Below are 16,846 nucleotides of genomic sequence, written 5' to 3' on the forward strand. Positions count from 1 at the left end.
CGGTGCCGGGGTGAGAGTCCGGCTGCATGCTTTGATGGGGGCTTCGGCCCCCGTTTTTTTTGCGGGTATGCCCCCATGAGGATCGGTGTGCTCCGCGGCGAAAAATGAAGCTCACCCACGAGAGGCTTCACGCATGAACGCAGTTGTTTCCGCTCTCGACGCCACCGTATTGCAGCAGGCGATGGCGGTGGCCATGACGCGTGGCATGTCGGTGGCCCTGTGGGCCCGGCTCATGCCAGAGGCCCGCGCGATCGTGAGCGAGGCCGGCTCGCGCAGCTTTGCCGAGCTCAATGCGCGCTGCAACCAGCTCGTGCGCATGCTGCGCGCACGGGGCCTCGCGGCGGGTGACGGCATCGCGCTCCTGTGCAGCAACCGAGTCGAGTTTGCCGAGGTCTTCTGGGCCTCGCGGCGCGCCGGCCTGCGCATCACGCCGGTCAACTGGCACCTCACCGCCGACGAGGCGGCCTACATCGTCAACGACTGCGATGCCAAGGCGCTTTTCTTCGACGCGCGTTTCACCGGCATCGCGCAGGAGCTCGTCGAGAAGACGCATTGCGCGCGCTTTGCCATCGGCGGTGGGCTCGCCGGTTTCGACGACTACGAGGCCGCGATTGCCGATCAGCCCATCGACGACATCGCCGACCCGCAGCTCGGCACCTCGATGCTCTACACCTCGGGCACCACCGGCCGCCCCAAGGGCGTGAACCGTGCGGCGGTGGCGGGCAGCCCCACCAGCGAGGCCGCGGCCTACACGCCGGGCGCGAGCGTGCACCTGTGCACCGGGCCGCTGTACCACGCCGCGCCGCTCACGTTTTCGCTCGCCGTGCCCAACACGTATGGTGCCGCGGTGGTGATGATGGACGGCTGGGACGCCGAGCGAGCGCTGCAGCTCATCGAGCAGCACCAGGTCACGCACACGCACATGGTGCCCACCATGTTCCACCGCATGCTGGCCTTGCCCGAGGCCACGCGTGCGCGGCATGACCTGCGTTCGCTGCGCTACGTGCTGCACGGCGCCGCGCCATGCCCGGTCACGGTGAAGCGGCGGCTGATCGAGTGGATCGGCCCGATCGTGCACGAGTACTACGCGGCCACCGAGGGCATGGGCTGCTTGGTGGACTCGCCCACCTGGCTGGCCAAGCCCGGCACGGTGGGCCAGCCCGAGCCGGGGCACATCCGCATCCTCGGGGAAGACGGGCGCGAGATGCCGGCCGGCGAGGTGGGCACCGTCTACCTGCGCGCGCCCGACGAGGGCCGCTTCAGCTACTACAAGGACCCGGCCAAGACCGCCAAGGCCTACGTCGGCTCGCACTACACGCTCGGCGACATGGGCTACCTCGATGAGGACGGCTTTCTCTTCCTCACCGACCGCAGCGCGCACCTCATCATCTCGGGCGGCGTCAACATCTACCCGGCCGAAGTGGAGGCCCTGCTGCTCACGCACCCGGCCGTGGCCGACGTCGGCGTGATCGGCGTGCCCAACGAGGAGTGGGGCGAGGAAGTGAAGGCGGTGGTGATGCTGCAGGCGACACACGCGCCTTCGCCCGAACTCGCCCAGGCGCTGATCGGCCACTGCCGTGACCGGCTGGCGCACTTCAAATGCCCGAAGAGCGTCGACTTCGTCGACCAGCTGCCGCGGCTCGACAACGGCAAGCTCTACAAGCAGAAGCTGCGCGAGGCCTACCGGGCCAAGGCCTGAAAGCCGGCCCGGCTTGCAAAACTCTTCACGGTTTGCAAGCGTTTGTGACCTTGCCTCTTGCCTTTCGGCGGCGAGTGCTCAAGGCCGACCGGCGGCGCCCGATATCCCGTCAGAACCTCCTCGGGCCCCTGTGCCATGTATCGACACGTCCTCATCCGCTGGCGGGCCATTCCCGCCATCACCCGCCTGTATGTCACCGCCGCCAGCGTGGCCGGTGCCTTGCTGGCCGCGCTGGGCGGGGGCACGTGGTGGATGCTGGAGCGGGCCTACACGACCAGCGTGCAGCTCGCCTACAGCGAGGTCGACAGCGCGTCGCAGCGCCTGAGCGACCGGGTGCAGCGCCTGTTCGACCAGCTCAACCAGACCGCCTCGCTCGTCAAGCATTACCAAGAGAATAACGGCGGCGCCGACCTCGTGATGATGGAGAAGAGCGGCCTGCTCATCCCGGCCGGCCGCCTGTCGATGGCGTTGGCCGACCAGATGGGCCAGGTGCTCGGCATGACCGAAGCGCAAGGCGCCGTGCCGGCCAAGGCCAAGCACGTGGCCGACCGCCAGCATTTCCAGGGCTCATGGACGCGCACCGACCTCGCGATCGCGCAGCCGGTGTATTCCGACGAACTCAAGCGCTGGCTGGTGCCCGGCGGCAAGCAGCTGCAGCATCCCAACGGCAAGTTCGCCGGCGCGGTGCTGCTCGCCTTCGATGCGGCGCTGCTGACCGAAGGCTTCGTCGTCAACGACAGCCCCGGCAACGCGGTGGGCGTGGTCGGCAGCGACGGCATCTTCCGGTCGCGCCTGGCCGACGAGCGCCAGAGCGCCGGTGACCAGGTCGACGGCGAGCAGATCGTGCGCGCGGTCAACCGTGCCGACCGGGCGATGGTGCCATCGGCCAGCTCCATCGACGGCATCGTGCGCTTCCGCTCCGTCACGCCAATTCCCGGCCACGACCTCTATGCCGTGGTGGCGGTGCCGGCGTCGACCTCGATGGCGGGCTACTACGCGCTGCGCACCAAGACGCTCGCGACCGCCGCCGCCGGTGCGCTGCTCATCCTCTTCATGACGGTGGTGCTCTCGCGCCAGTCGATGCGCCTGCGCCGTACCGTGATCCAGAAGGAGGCCGCCGAGCTGCGCGTCTACCACGAGAAGGAAATGCTCGAGGTCACGCTGCGCTCCATCGTCGATGGCGTGGCCACCACCAACTACCTCGGCCGCATCACCTACCTCAACCCCGCCGCCGAAGCGATGACCGGATGGCCCGCCGCGCAGGCCATCGGCAAGCCGGTGTCGGAGGTGATCTGCCTCACGCACGCCCACACCCGCGAGCGCCTCGGCCTTGGCCTCAACGAGTTTGCCCGCCCCGGTGCCCAGCCGCGCCCCCCGCGCGACTCGGTGCTGGTGCAGCGCGACGGCGCCCACCGCTCGATCGAGGACTCGGCCGCGCCCATCCTCAACCGCAACGGCCAGGCCGTGGGGGCGGTGCTGGTGCTGCACGACGTGAGCCCGGCCAAGAAGCTCGCCGCCGAGATGTCGTACCAGGCGAGCCACGACCTGCTCACCGGCCTCGTCAACCGCGCGGCCTTCGAGGTGCGCCTCGACGCCGCCATCACCACGCAGGACCTGGACGACACCGGCGTCGTGATGTTCCTCGACCTCGACCAGTTCAAGGTCGTCAACGACACCTGCGGCCACGTCGCCGGCGACCAGCTGCTGAAGCAGGTCACTGCGCTGCTGATGCAGGAGATCCGCAAGCAGGACACGCTGGCCCGCCTGGGCGGCGACGAGTTCGCCGTGCTGCTCGAAGCCTGCCCGCTCGAGCCGGCGCTGCGCGTGGCCGAGGCGATGCGCCGCCGCATCAGCGAGCTGCAGTTCTCCTGGGAAGGCCGCTCCTTCCAGCTCACGGTGAGCGTGGGCGTGGTGCCCTTCAAGGCCCACCAGTACACCCGCTCCGACCTGCTGCGCGTGGCCGACTCGTCGTGCTACGTCGCGAAGGAAGCCGGCCGCAACCGCGTGCATGTCTACGACGAGGCCGACACGGCGGTGGCCACCCGCAACGACGAGCTCGACTGGTACTCGCGCCTGCAGAAGGCGCTCACCCACGACCGCTTCGTGCTCTACGCACAGCGCATCGCCTCCATCCAGGAAGACGCCGGCGGCTACGAGAGCGTGGAGGTGCTGATCCGCCTGCGCGACGACGAAGGCAAGATCGTCGCGCCCATCGCCTTCATTCCGGCCGCCGAGCGCTACGGCCTCATGCCGCAGATCGACCGCTGGGTGATCTCGAAGGCGCTGGAGATGCACGCCGACTTTGCGCGCCACTACACGCTGCCGGCGCGCTTCTCGATCAACCTCTCGGGCGCGTCGATGGCGGACCCGACGCTCGTGGACTTCGTGCGCCAGGAGCTGAAGAAGCACCGCGTGTCGCCCGAGCTGATCTGCTTCGAGATCACCGAGACCGCGGCGGTGGCGAGCTTCGACGTGGCGGTGCAGATGATCAACGGCCTGCGCGAGCTGGGCTGCCGTTTTGCGCTCGACGACTTCGGCGCCGGCATGTCCTCGTTCACGTACCTGAAGCGCCTGCCGGTCGACTACGTGAAGATCGACGGCGCCTTCGTGAAGGACATGGCCAAGGACGCGGTCGACTTCGCGATGGTCGAGGCCATCCACAACATCGCCCACCGCATGGGCCTGCGCACCGTGGCCGAGTTCGTGCAGAACGACGTGACCATCGAGTTGCTGCGCGGCCTGGGCGTCGACTACGTGCAAGGCTACGGCGTGGAGAAACCGCGCCCGCTCGACGACGACACGCGCAGCGGCCCGTCGCCCTCCTTCGTGGCCCCGAAGGCTGCCCCGAAGCTGATGGCCGCCTGATCTACGGCGTGCCGGGTCGCGGCGCCGTGTGCCGCCGCGCGTCGAGTGCGGCCTGCACCGCCGCGTCCACCGCCGCGGGCGCCACCGGCTTCACCAGGTGGGCCGCGAAACCTGCATCCCTCGACTGCTGCATGTCGCCCTGCGTGCCATAGCCGCTGAGCGCGATCACCGGCAGCCGGCCGCGCAGGTGGCGGCCGATCTGGATGCCGCTGCCATCAGGCAGTCCGAGGTCGGTGACCACCACGTCGAAGCCATCCTGCTTGTCGGCCAGCGCCAGCGCCTCGTCGCAGCTGTAGGCATGGGTCACGCGGTAGCCCAAGTGGTGCAGCGACAGGCCGAGCGCGTCGGCGGCATCGTGGTTGTCTTCCACCAGCAGCACGTGCACCGACTGCGCGGCGCGTGCCGTGCCCGCATCGGCCTCGGGCGCTTCGTGCTGCGAGGGGCCGGCCGGCGTGGTGGGCAGGCGCAGCGTGAAGACCGCCCCCTTGTCGCGCCCTTCGCTGTGGGCCCGCAGGCTGCCCTGGTGCCGCGCCACCAGCCCGTGCGCGATGGCGAGGCCGAGGCCCAGACCGCCGAAACGGCGCGACACGTCGGCATCGGCCTGCTCGAAGGCAAGGAAGATGCGTGGCAGGGCATCGGCGTGGATGCCGATGCCGGTGTCGGTGCAGCTCACTTCCAGCTCGCCGTCGACCAGCCTTGAGCGCACCTCGATGCGCCCGCCGGTCGGCGTGAACTTCACCGCGTTGCGCACGATGTTCCACAGCACCTGCTGGATGCGCGCCTCGTCGCCCTGCACCACGCTCTGGGCCGCCTCGAGCTTCAGGTCGAGCTGCAGGCCGCCACGCTGGAAATCGGCGTCGAGCATCTCGGCCACCGCGTGGATGAGCTTGTGCACGTCCACCGGCTGCAGGCGCAGGTTGACCTTGCCGGCGCCGATGGCGGTGAGGTCGAGCAGGTCGTCGATGAGGCGCGCCTCGAGGGCCACGTTGCGCCGGATCATCGGCAGCAGGTGGGCCAGCTTGTCGGGCACGGTGGCGGTGCGCTCCAGCAGTTGCGCAGCCGCGGCGATGGGCGCGAGCGGCGTGCGCAGCTCGTGCGACAGCACCGCGAGGAAGCGATCTTTCGCGCGGTTGGCGCGTTCGGCTTCTTCCTTCGCCTCGCGCAGCGCCTTCGCGTCGTGCCAGGCCGTCGTGGCGTCATGCACCAGCATCGAGAAGCCGGTGTGGTCGCCCTGCGTGTTGTAGAGCGAGGTGATCACGCCTTCGCCGCGCAGCTGCGAGCCGTCGGCGCGCACGAGCCAGCGGTCGTTCTGCGCGTGGCCTTGCGCGAAGGCCGTTTCCAGCTCGCGGCGCCACACGCCGTGCTCGCGGTCTTCGGGGGTGTAGACGATCTCGATCGAGCGGCCGAGCATGTCTTCGCGGCGGTGGCCGAAGATGGCCTGGGCGGCGAGGTTCCACGAGCGCACGATGCCCGCGCCGTCGAGCAGGATCACGGCGTAGTTGCGCAGCGAGTCCACCACGCGCGCATACAGCGCGTCGGCGTCGCGCAGCTGCGCTTCCACCGCTTCGCGGGCCTCGCGCAGGCGCACTTCCTCGAGTGCGCGGTCGATGGCCACCGGCAGGCGCGACAGGCGGTTCTTGATCACGTAGTCGGTCGCGCCGCGCTTGAGCATGTCGACCGCGTTGTCTTCCCCGATCACGCCCGACACGAAGATGAACGGCACGTGCGCATGCCGCTGGCGCACGAGGTCGAGCGCCTGTGCGCCGGTGTAGCGCGGCATCTGGTAGTCGGAAAGGATCACGTCGTAGCGGTAGCGCCCGAGTGCGTCGACGAAGCTCGCCTCGTCGTCGACCCAGGTGACCCGCACGTGGGGATAGGCGCGCTTGAGCCACTCCTGCAGGAGCTCGGCGTCGAAGGCCGAGTCTTCCAGCAGCAGCACGCTCAGGCGGCGGTCCTGCGGCGAGGTGTCGAAGCCGGCGGCGCTTGCGGCCGTGCCCTCACTCATGCCGCCGGCCTACCTTGAGCGAGCCGGGCGGCGGCTCGTTCAGCACCGCCCAGAACACGCCCAGGTCGGCGATCGCGGTGACGAACTGCTTGAATTCCACCGGCTTCACCACATACGCGTTCACGCCCAGCTCGTAGCTGCGCAACACGTCGGACTCTTCGTGCGACGAGGTCAGCATCACCACCGGAATGCTGCGCAGGCCTTCGGTGGCGCGCACGCTCTTGAGCACCTCGAGCCCGTTCACCTTGGGGAGCTTGAGGTCGAGCAGGATCACCGCCGGGTTGCCTTCGGTGCGCTCGAGGTAGCTGCCTTCGCGGTTCAGGTAGTCGAGGGCGGCCGCGCCTTCGCGCACGACGATGACTTCGTTCGCCAGCTGGCTGCGTTCGAGTGCCACCAGGGTGAGCTCAAGGTCGCGGGGGTCGTCTTCGACGAGGAGGATGGGCTTGAGCATGGGCTTAGTGAGGAGTGGAAGCGGACAACAGCGTCTCGCGGCGCGGAAGTATCAGGGTGAACGTGGCCCCCCGGTCGGGCGCACCTTCGGCACTGACCATGCCGCCGTGGCGCTCGACGATGCGGCGCACGCTGGCGAGGCCGATGCCGGTGCCTTCGAACTCTTCCACCTGGTGCAGCCGCTGGAACACGCCGAACAGCTTGTTGACGTACTTCATGTCGAAGCCCACGCCGTTGTCGCTGATCGACAGCCCGTCGCCATCGGGGGTCGACACGGCCCGCAGGGTGATCTCGGGCGCCTCGCGCTTGCGGCTGTACTTGGCGGCGTTGCCGACCAGGTTGCGCACCGCCACCTGCAGCAGGAGCGCATCGCCCCACAGCGTGGGGAACGGGCCTTGGATGCGCCAGCGGATGCGCCCGGGCTGCGGCGCGTCGAACTCGCGCACGAGGTCGTCGACCAGCGCGCCGAGGTTGATGTCGACCCGGCGCAGCGCCGAGCGGCCCATGCGCGAGAACTCGAGCAGCGCATCGACCAGCTCTCCGGCATACGCGGCGGCGCCCTTCACATGCGAGAGGTAGCGCCGCGAACGCTCGCCCAGCTGCTCGCCGTCGAGCACCAGGTCGACGTAGCCGGCGATGTGGCGCATGGGCGCGCGCAGGTCGTGCGACACGGTGTACGAGAAGGCTTCGAGCTCCTTGTTGACGCGGCCGAGCTCGGTGGCCACCTCGGCCAGCTCCTCGGCGCGGCGCAGCACGATGCCGATCAGGGCCTGGCGCAACTCGAGCGCGGCCCCCAGCTCGCCCGCCGACCAGTCGAAGGACCGGCCTCGCACTTCTTCGCGCCAGGTGGCGAAGCTGCGCCGTGGGTGCAGCCGGCCGTCGCCGTGCACGTCGACGTTCTTGCGCGGGTCGCCGGCCCAGTGGATCTCCTGCACCACCTCGGGCCGGAACCAGAGGATGAGCTGCCGGTGCACCTGCGAGATGGAGATCGCGAGCACGCCCGAGGCGATGGCGGTGTAGCCGGCCATGGCCGGGCATTGCTCGGGCAGTCGGGCGGTGTGGAAGATCGGCGCGGTCTTCGAGCCGAGCCAGTCGACGAGTGCGAGCAGGGCGCTGTCGTTCGGCACGTCGCCCACCGTCCAGCACTCGTCGTTGAGCACGACCGCGGCGCCGCCCGCGCGGGCGATGCGCAGCAGCAGCCCGGGGTGGTCGACCAGGCGCTGCAGGGTGGCGTCGCTGTCGGCCATGTGCGCCACGAGGGCGAGCGTGAGCTGGCGCAGCTCGGCCTCCTGCGAGATGCGGGCGTTGTCTTCCTTGGCCTCGATCTGCAGCGACAGCAGCTGCCCGAGGTGCTCGCAGGCCATGCGGGTGGCGTAGTCGAGCTGGCGTGGTGCGTGGTGGTGCACGGAGATGAGGCCCCACAACTCGCCGCGCACGATGATCGACACCGAGCTCGACGCGAGCGTGCCCATGTTGCGCATGTATTCCAGGTGCACCGGCGAGACGCTGCGCAGCTGCAGCAGCGACATGTCGAGTGGCTTGTCGGCCCACGCCGGCGAGACCACGTGCACCGGCACCGGCGTGTAGTTGGCGTTGGCGATGAGGCGGAAGCGGTTCACCTTGTAGAGCTCGCGCGCCTGCGGCGGGATGTCGGAGCCGGGGAAGTGGTGGCCGAGGTAGGAGTCGTAGCCGGCGTCGAGCTCCTCGGCCAGCACGGCGCCGTGGCCGTCGCTGTCGAACGAGTAGACGAGGCAGCGGCCGAAGCCCGTGAGCTGCTTCATCGACGAGGCCGCCAGCTGGCACAGGGCTTCGACAGTCTGCGCCGCCTGCATGCGCGGCAGCAGCTGGCGCGTCAATGAATAGATCGGCGCGCGCGAGCCCCAATCTTCCGGTTGCGCTTCGAGCTCGACGTTGAGCAGGCCGTCTCGCAGGTGCGCGCTGGCGTGCAGCGATCGCCCGCCCACGCGCATGTGGCCGAGCGACGAGGAGCCGTCGTTGAGCGACAGGTCGGCGACCTCGAAGTCGAGGTGGGCGAACACGTCTTCGATGCGCCGCGGCAGGTCGGGCGACGCGCCGAGCAGCTGCGCCCAGTTCGCGCTGTGGGCCACGAGCTCGCGGGTGCGGGCATCGAGCGCGACCATCCAGCCATGCGGCTGGATCGCCCCCGGCACGCGGATCGGTTCACGTGCGCACTGCGCCAGGTCGAGCGAGGTGAGCGTCTCGGTGGTGGGCGTGTTGCTCATGCCGGCAGCCCCTCGAACACGTCGCACAAGGCCGAGAAGGTGTGCCGCGCGCTGTGGCAGGCGGTGCGCGCGGCGGCCTCGTCGTGGCCAAGTTCGCGTGTGATCACCTCGCGGAAGTCGCGCCACATCGCACCGGTGGCCGGGCCGTGGCCATGGAAGTAACTCGCACCGCCGGCAGGCGTGAGCCCGAGGTGGGCCTTCAGCATCGGGGCGATCACCTGCCCGCCGAGCGCGGAGCCTTCGATGACGTACATCGAGCCGAGCGCTGCTGCTGTGTCGCCCATCGGGATGCTGCGCACCGCGCGCTCGGCCGCCTCGGCGAGCTGCGGGGCATGGGGTGCGTGGAGGTGCCGCAGGTCGTCGGCCGCAAAGCCGCTGCGCTTGCGCCTGGCCGACCAGTCGTGCAGGCGCGAGGGCAGGGTGGAGGCCAGGCGTGGCTCCCAGCGGCGCAGGAACTCATGGAAGCCGGTCATCACGCCGGCGTAGCGTGCCACGCTCATGGGCTGTGTCAGCCGCAACACGGACTCGATCCGCGTGTGCTCGGTGCGTGTCTTGTCACGCAATTCATTCAACAGCCATGCCTCAGCGTGCAACGCCAGCACTCCAGATCGAGACGAAAGTCCGCCGATTCTGGAGGAGCGCGCATGTCCCCACGCTGCGGTACAGCTTGCAAGTTTTACCGATGAGTAGGTGCTTTCCCACAGCCGAATCGGGCGTTGCAGACTGGTGCGGCGCCACATGCGGCTCGTAGCCTTGCGCGCATGGCAACTGCATCGCGTTCACTGTGGAAAGGCGCCATCAGCTTCGGGCTGGTGCACATCCCCGTGAGCCTGCATTCGGCATCCATGGAAAGCGGGGTCGACTTCGACTGGCTCGACAAGCGCAGCATGGACCCGGTCGGCTACAAGCGCATCAACAAGCGCACTGGCCGCGAAATCACCAAGGACAACATCGTCAAGGGCATCGAGTACGAGAACGACAAGTACGTGTTGCTCAGCGACGAGGAAATCGAGGCGGTGTACCCGCGCTCCACGCAGGCGATCGAGATCGAGGCCTTCGTCTCGATGGACGAGATCCCGTTCGTCTACCTCGACCGGCCGTACTACCTGGCCCCGGTCGGCCGCGGGCAGAAGGTCTACGCGCTGCTGCGTGAGGCTCTGCTCAAGAGCGGTCGCATCGGGCTGGCGCGGGTGGTGATCCACACCAAGCAGCACCTGGCGGCGCTCGTGCCCGCCGGGCCGGCGCTGGTGCTCAACCTGCTGCGCTGGAGCGACGAGATCCGCACCTGGGACGACCTGTCGCTGCCCAAGGAGGGCGCAAAGGCCAACAACATCAGCGAGCGCGAACTGCAGATGGCAGGCCAGCTGATCGACGACATGACGGTCGCCTTCGACCCCTCGCAGTTTGCCGACCGCTTCAAGGAGCAGGTGATGGCGCTGGTCGAGCGCAAGGTCGAGGCGGGCGAGACCGAGACGGTGCTCGAGCCCGAGGAAGAGCCACTGCCCACCGCCGGCAAGGGCGCCGATGTGGTCGACCTCACCGCACTGCTGCAGCAGAGCCTGAAGGGCCGTGCCGAATCGAAGAACCACCACAAGGCCGCGCCGAAGAAGAAGCGCGCCGCCTGACGACCTGCCATGGGAACCAGCAGCCTCGCCGCCTACCAGCGCATGCGCGACTTCCGCGCCACGCCGGAGCCGGCGGGCGAGGTGCGCGCGTCGGGCGAGGAGCTGAGCTTCGTCGTGCAGAAGCACGCGGCGCGGCGGCTGCACTACGACTTCCGCCTCGAGCTCGACGGCACGCTCAAGAGCTGGGCCATCCCGAAGGGGCCGAGCCTGGACCCGCACGACAAGCGCATGGCGGTGCAGGTGGAAGACCACCCGCTGTCGTACGGTGGCTTCGAAGGTGTGATCCCCGAAGGCCACTACGGCGCCGGCTCGGTGATCGTGTGGGACCGCGGCACCTGGGTGCCGCTCGGCGACCCGCACAAGGGCTACCGCGAGGGCAAGCTCAAGTTCGAGCTGCGCGGCGAGAAGCTGCACGGCGGCTTCACGCTGGTGCGCATGAAGTCGCGCGAGAACGAACGGCAGGTGCCGTGGCTGCTCATCAAGGAGCATGACGACGAAGCGCGGCCGGCGAGCGAGTTCGACGTGATCGAGGCGCTGCCCGACAGCGTGCTCAACGCGGCGAAGAAGAAGCGGCCGGTGGCGGCCAAGGCACCGGCGAAGTCACCGGTCAAGGCAAAGAAGCGCAAGGCGACGGCGGAGTTGCCGCTGTCGTTGACACCGCAGCTCGCGACGCTGGTCGACGACATCCCGCCCGGCGATGACTGGCTGTACGAGATCAAGTTCGACGGCTACCGCATCGTCACGCGCATCGATGGCGACGACGTGCGCTGCTTCACCCGCAACGGGCACGACTGGTCGCACCGGCTGCCGGCGCTGGTGAAGGCGATCCGGTCACTCGACATCGGCTGGGGCTGGCTCGACGGCGAGATCATCGTCCCCGGGCCGACAGGCACGCCCGACTTCCAGCTGCTGCAGAACGCCTTCGACGCGCAGCGCACGCAGGACATCCAGTACTACGTGTTCGACCTGCCCTTCCATGGGGGCGAAGACCTGCGCGAGCGGCCCTTGCGCGAACGGCGCGAGCGACTGCAGTCCCTGCTGCAAGGCCAGACCCTCGGCACCGTGCAGTTCAGCGCCTCGTTCGACGCCGACCCGCGCGAGCTGCTCGCCTCGGCCAAGGAGGCCGGCCTCGAAGGCCTGATCGCGAAGCGGGCCTCCGCGACCTACCACTCTCGGCGTTCGGCCGATTGGGTGAAGCTCAAGATCGGCCAGCGGCAGGAGTTCGTGATCGGCGGCTTCACCGACCCCAAGGGCTCGCGCGCCGGCATCGGCTCGCTGCTGCTCGGCGTGCACGATGCCGAGGGCCAGCTGCGCTACGCGGGCAACGTGGGCACCGGGTTCGACGACAAGACGCTCGTGGCCTTGCGCAAGCAGCTCGACGAGATCGAGACGGCGACCAGCCCCTACACCGACGGGCCGACCCGCGTGGGCACGGTCAAGCTCGTGAAGCCGCATTGGGTGAAGCCCAAGCTGGTCGCCGAAGTGGCGTTTGCCGAATGGACGAAGAGCGGCCATGTGCGCCAGGCGGTGTTCCACGGCCTGCGCAACGACAAGCCCGCCGAGCGCATCACCAAGGAAGTGGCCCGGCACGTCGACAACTCGGCACCGAAGGGCACGGCGGTCCCGAAGGACTTCCGCATCACGCACCCCGAGCGGGTGATCGACCCGAGCACCGGCGTCACCAAGGGCCAGCTCATCGAGTACTACGCGTGGGTGGCCGAGCTGATGCTGCCGCACCTGAAGCAGCGGCCGGTGTCGCTGCTGCGCGCGCCCGACGGCGTGGGGGGCGAGTTCTTCTTTCAGAAGCATGCCGAGAAGAAGAGCTTTCCGAACATCGAGATCCTCGACCGCGCGCTGTACCCCTCGCACGACCCGCTGCTCGCCATCGGCAAGCCGATCGCGCTGCTGTCGGCGGCGCAGATGAACGTGATCGAGTTGCACACCTGGAACGCGACGACGCGCGCGATGGACCGGCCCGACCGCATGGTGTTCGACCTCGACCCCGGCGAAGGCGTGGGCTGGCCGCAGGTGCAGGAGGCGGCGCAGCTCGTGCATGCGTTGCTCGACGAGATCGGCCTCATCGGCTTCCTGAAGACCAGCGGCGGCAAGGGCCTGCACGTGGTGGTGCCGCTCGCGCCCAAGTACGACTGGGACACGGTGAAGGATTTCTCGCAGGCCATCGTGGCGCACATGGCCTCGGTGATCCCCGATCGGTTCGTGGCCAAGAGCGGGCCGAAGAACCGCGTGGGCCGCATCTTCATCGACTACCTGCGCAACGGCCTGGGCGCGACCACGGTGTGCGCCTGGTCGGCGCGCGCGCGGCCGGGGCTCGGCGTGTCGGTGCCGGTGGCATGGGATGAATTGGCGGGCCTCAAGAGCGGTGCGCAGTGGACGGTGCAAAACGTCACCGAGCGCCTGGCCATCGGCAACGCGCCATGGGCGGACTACGCGAAGACCAAGCAGAGCCTCGTCAAGCCGATGAAGGCCATGGGCTTCGATCCAAAGGCGGCACGATGAGAGCCGCAGGCAACCCCTTCGAACCCGAGGCACCGCCGGGGCTGCGCTACGTCAGCGACACCATGCCCGGCATTCGCCGGCTGCGCGACGGCGACAGCTTTCGCTACCGCGACCCGAAGGGCCGCCTGCTGCGCAACGAGAAGGAGCTGCAACGCATCCGCAAGCTCGCCATCCCGCCGGCGTACGAAGAGGTGTGGATCTGCCCGCTGGCCGAAGGGCACCTCCAGGCGACGGGCCGCGATGCGCGCGGCCGCAAGCAGTACCGCTACCACCCCGACTGGCGCGAGGCACGCGACGCGCACAAGTTCGAGCGCATGCGCGAATTCGGCCAGGCGCTGGCCCGCATCCGCGCCAAGGTGAAGCGCGACCTGGCAGCGCCCGTGGGCAGCCGCGCCTCGGTGCTGGCCGCACTGGTGCGCCTGCTCGACACGACCCTCGTGCGCATCGGCAACGACGAATACGCGCGCGAGAACGGTTCCTTCGGCCTCACCACCCTGCGCAACAAGCACGCGGCGGTGAAGGGCGCCACGCTTCACCTGCGTTTTCGCGGCAAGAGCGGCGTGTGGCACGAGCTCACGCTGGAAGACCCGCAGGTCGCGCGCATCGTCCGCGCCTGCCAGGCGATGCCGGGGCAGGAGCTCTTCCAGTACGAAGACGACAACGGCGAGACGCGCTGCGTGGGCTCGGCCGACGTCAACGAGTACATCAAGGCCCTGAGCGGCGCCGACTTCACGGCCAAGGACTTTCGCACCTGGCATGCGAGCGTGCATGCGCTGGCGCGGCTGTGCGCCTTGCCGGTCACCGGGCCGGTGAGCCGCAAGCGGGCGAACGAGGTCCTGCGCGAAGTGGCCGGGTTGCTGGGCAACACGCTCGCGGTCTGCCGCAAGTCGTATGTGCACCCGGGCGTGATGGCGGTCGCGACGCAGCGTGGCGTCGAGGCCTTGTCGGAGGGGGTGCTGAAACGCTGCCGGGGCCTGACGGTGGCCGAGTGCCGGTTGTTGGCGTTTCTGTCGGCGCCAGGGGTGGCGCCTGCGGTGCTGGCACAACCGGGGCTCGCGGAGGAGCCCCGGCAGGCCGCATCAGGCGGTGGTGGCCGTCGTCGGGGTTGACGACGCGGTGGAGGGCGACAGCTTGGCGCGTGCCGCTTCTTCCGCTTCCTTGCAGGACGGGGCGCACACGTGTTGTGCCTTGCCCAGCAGGCGACGGGTCTTCAGGGTGTTGCGGGGGCGGTGCTTGCCGCACAGGAAGCACGACATGGTCCCGGCCTGGAAGTCACCAGCACTCGCGAACGGCGAGCCGCCTTCCTTGACCTTGTAACGCAGCCCATCGGCCTGGATCTTGGTTTTGACGACGTCTTTTGCCAAAGTAACTTCCTCAATTGGTTGAAAACGCAAACCCTGTATTGTCCTGCGATCTCGGTTGACGCGCACGCGTCAGGGTGAAACAAAGCACCCCCGGAGGGTCGCGAAGACTGGATTGTCCAAGCTTGACGTCCGGTATGCAAACACCAACTCACCGGGAAGATGAGGCCACGGGGTGGCGATTACCCTTAGATCGAGCGCCACCGCATGGTTCCGCACAGCGGTCTCGGGGGCCACGGTCAGTAGGTCGCCTGCGGAGGCCAGGCGCAGGTTGGTGGCGAAGGAGTCGGACGTGATGCTGATCCGAGGCGGTGGCAGGCCGGCGCGCGAGAACCACTCGTCCAGCATCGCGACCGCCTGAGACCCGACCGGCGGCAGCACCCAGCGGTGCTGCGCCAGCTGCAGCACCGTGGGGTGCATGCTCGCCAGGGGATGTTTGCGCGAGGCGGCCACCACCATCCGCTCGGTGCCGATTCCCTCGACCACCACCCCTGGCGGCGGCCGCTCGCCCGGGCCCAGCACCGGCCGGCTGGAGGCGATCGCGTCCAGTTCGCCGTCGCCGAGCGCCGCCCACAGCCGCAGCACGCTGGTCTGGGTCAGCACGACGTGCGCCTCCGGCAAGGCGCGCCGCAGTTCGGCCAGCGCCTGGGGGACGATGTCCAGCGCCGCCATCGGTGAGCTGCCCAGGCGCAGGCGCGGTCGCTGAGGGGTGAGGGCCGCATCGAGCGCCGCACTCACCTCGCGCCGAGCCACCCGCAGGCGCGCGAGCGCCGCGTTTCCCGCCGGGGTCAGCGACACGCCGCGCCGGCCGCGCTCCACCAGCTCGACGCCGAATGCCTGCTCCAGCCCCTGCAGCGCCTGTGTCACCGCCGGCTGCGTGACGTGCAGCGCCTCGGCCACCTTGCGCAGGCTGCCGTGCTCGGCGATGTGCTCGAGCAACAGCAGGTCGCGCAGCCGGAGCTGCTCGATGCGCGCGGTCATCGGAGAAACGGCAGTTGCCATAAGTCAGGCCTATCGCTTGATAAAGAAGTCTGTCTTGGACTTATATCAAACGCCACGTAGTCTTTCACATCAATAACTATTACTGGAGACAAGCGAATGACGACTCGCCGTCATTTCCTGCTGGGCGCGTGCGGCGTGGCGCTCGGGCCCTGGAGCGCGCCCTCGACGGCGGCCGAGCCGCTCTCGCTTGCCAGGATCCTGCTCGGCGCGCCCGCCGGCGGTGCCGGTGACCTGATGGCCCGCCGCCTCGCCGACAAGCTCGCGGGCGGCTACGCCAGCAAGGTGATCGTGGAAAACCGGCCCGGCGCCGGCGGCCAGCTCGCCATCACCGCGCTGAAGGACGCGCCCGACGACGGCAGCACGCTGCTGCTCACCCCCTCGTCGCTGCTCTCCATCTATCCCTACACCTACGCCAGGCTGCCGTACAAGCCGCAGGAAGATTTGGCGCCGGTGTCGCTCGCCGCCTATTCCAACCACGCGCTGGGTGTCGGGCCCGCGGTGCCGCTGAGCGTGAAGACGCTGAAGGACTTCCTCGCCTGGGCCAAGGCCCATCCGGAACTGGCGAGCTACGGCTCCCCGGCGTCGGGCTCGATCCCGCACCTGATCATGGTGGTGCTGGCCAAGCTCACCCACGTGCCGCTGCGCCACATCCCGTACCGCGGATCGACCCAAGGCCTGCAGGACCTGCGCGGCGGCCAGCTCGCCGCGATGTCGTCGCCGGTCGGTGCGTTCCTGCCGCACCTCGCATCGGGCCAGGTGCGGCTGCTCGCCGTGTCGGGCGACCAGCGCAGCCCCTTTGTGAAAGACGTGCCGACCTACCGCCAGCTGGGCTACCCGATCACCGCGCGCGAGTGGTACGGCTTCTTCGTGCCGGCGAAGACACGCGCCGCGATGGTCACGCGCTCGGCGGCCTACCTGCGCATGGCGTTGTCGTCGCCCGACGTGGCCGAAGGCATCCGTCAGTTCGGCCTCGAGGCCGCGCACTCCACGCCGCAGCAGCTCGCCGAGATGCTCAAGGCCGACAGCCAGGAGTGGCGCTCGCTCATCAGAACCGTGGGTTTCACCGCCGAGTCCTGATC

At 69.0% G+C, this 16,846-nt stretch carries 12 protein-coding genes; 6 read left to right on the forward strand and 6 right to left on the reverse strand.

Translation table 11 applies throughout. From position 1 onward, the window contains the following. Positions 1 to 133 precede the first annotated feature (133 nt). Together JI745_RS19720 and JI745_RS19725 are read left to right on the forward strand one after the other, a co-directional pair. On the forward strand, positions 134 to 1,699 hold the full coding sequence (locus JI745_RS19720) for an AMP-binding protein (RefSeq protein WP_236675058.1): 1,566 nt from the start codon (positions 134 to 136) through the stop codon (positions 1,697 to 1,699). A gap of 135 nt (positions 1,700 to 1,834) precedes the next feature. Continuing rightward, a complete protein-coding gene (locus JI745_RS19725) occupies positions 1,835 to 4,564 on the forward strand; it encodes an EAL domain-containing protein (RefSeq protein ID WP_201810945.1) in 2,730 nt (909 codons plus the stop codon). 1 nt (position 4,565) lies between these two features. Here JI745_RS19725 and JI745_RS19730 read toward each other — a convergent pair whose 3' ends face one another. The 4 genes from JI745_RS19730 to JI745_RS19745 are packed head-to-tail and all read right to left on the reverse strand — an operon-like array spanning position 4,566 to position 10,002. After that, a complete protein-coding gene (locus JI745_RS19730; protein WP_201810949.1) occupies positions 4,566 to 6,569 on the reverse strand; it encodes a response regulator in 2,004 nt (667 codons plus the stop codon). Next, positions 6,562 to 7,020 carry a response regulator gene (locus JI745_RS19735; RefSeq protein ID WP_201810953.1) on the reverse strand — a complete coding sequence of 153 codons (459 nt, stop codon included), beginning with the start codon at positions 7,018 to 7,020 and terminating at the stop codon, positions 6,562 to 6,564. The genes JI745_RS19730 and JI745_RS19735 overlap by 8 nt, the downstream gene beginning before the upstream one ends. A 4-nt stretch (positions 7,021 to 7,024) precedes the next feature. Continuing rightward, on the reverse strand, positions 7,025 to 9,262 hold the full coding sequence (locus JI745_RS19740; RefSeq protein ID WP_201810956.1) for an ATP-binding protein: 2,238 nt from the start codon (positions 9,260 to 9,262) through the stop codon (positions 7,025 to 7,027). Beyond that, positions 9,259 to 10,002 carry a biliverdin-producing heme oxygenase gene (locus tag JI745_RS19745; protein ID WP_236675059.1) on the reverse strand — a complete coding sequence of 248 codons (744 nt, stop codon included), beginning with the start codon at positions 10,000 to 10,002 and terminating at the stop codon, positions 9,259 to 9,261. The genes JI745_RS19740 and JI745_RS19745 overlap by 4 nt, the downstream gene beginning before the upstream one ends. 21 nt (positions 10,003 to 10,023) lie before the next feature. On the opposite strand from JI745_RS19745, the gene JI745_RS19750 reads away from it, so the two are divergent. From JI745_RS19750 to JI745_RS19760, 3 genes are read left to right on the forward strand one after another with little or no spacing between them, the layout of a single operon-like run. Next, complete coding sequence (locus JI745_RS19750; RefSeq protein WP_201810960.1) at positions 10,024 to 10,887, forward strand: Ku protein; 864 nt, start codon at positions 10,024 to 10,026, stop codon at positions 10,885 to 10,887. A 9-nt stretch (positions 10,888 to 10,896) separates the two neighbouring features. Then, the gene (ligD, locus tag JI745_RS19755) at positions 10,897 to 13,404 is read left to right on the forward strand and encodes a DNA ligase D (protein WP_201810962.1); all 2,508 of its coding nucleotides are present in this window, start codon (positions 10,897 to 10,899) and stop codon (positions 13,402 to 13,404) included. After that, a complete protein-coding gene (locus JI745_RS19760; protein ID WP_201810964.1) occupies positions 13,401 to 14,513 on the forward strand; it encodes a DNA topoisomerase IB in 1,113 nt (370 codons plus the stop codon). The genes ligD and JI745_RS19760 overlap by 4 nt, the downstream gene beginning before the upstream one ends. Here JI745_RS19760 and JI745_RS19765 read toward each other — a convergent pair. Both JI745_RS19765 and JI745_RS19770 read right to left on the reverse strand, forming a co-directional pair. Further along, positions 14,484 to 14,768, reverse strand: a complete 285-nt coding sequence (locus tag JI745_RS19765) for a hypothetical protein (RefSeq protein ID WP_201810966.1) — start codon at positions 14,766 to 14,768, stop codon at positions 14,484 to 14,486. The genes JI745_RS19760 and JI745_RS19765 overlap by 30 nt on opposite strands. A 69-nt stretch (positions 14,769 to 14,837) precedes the next feature. Further along, entirely contained in the window at positions 14,838 to 15,746 is a 909-nt protein-coding gene (locus JI745_RS19770) for a LysR family transcriptional regulator (RefSeq protein WP_201810969.1), read from the reverse strand. Positions 15,747 to 15,863: 117 nt separating this feature from the next. Between JI745_RS19770 and JI745_RS19775 the strand changes: the two genes are divergently transcribed. Then, positions 15,864 to 16,844: a tripartite tricarboxylate transporter substrate-binding protein gene (locus JI745_RS19775; protein WP_201810972.1), complete on the forward strand. Its 981-nt coding sequence runs from the start codon at positions 15,864 to 15,866 to the stop codon at positions 16,842 to 16,844. Positions 16,845 to 16,846: the final 2 nt, after the last annotated feature.

Source organism: Piscinibacter sp. HJYY11, from assembly GCF_016735515.1.
Taxonomy (GTDB): domain Bacteria; phylum Pseudomonadota; class Gammaproteobacteria; order Burkholderiales; family Burkholderiaceae_C; genus Rhizobacter.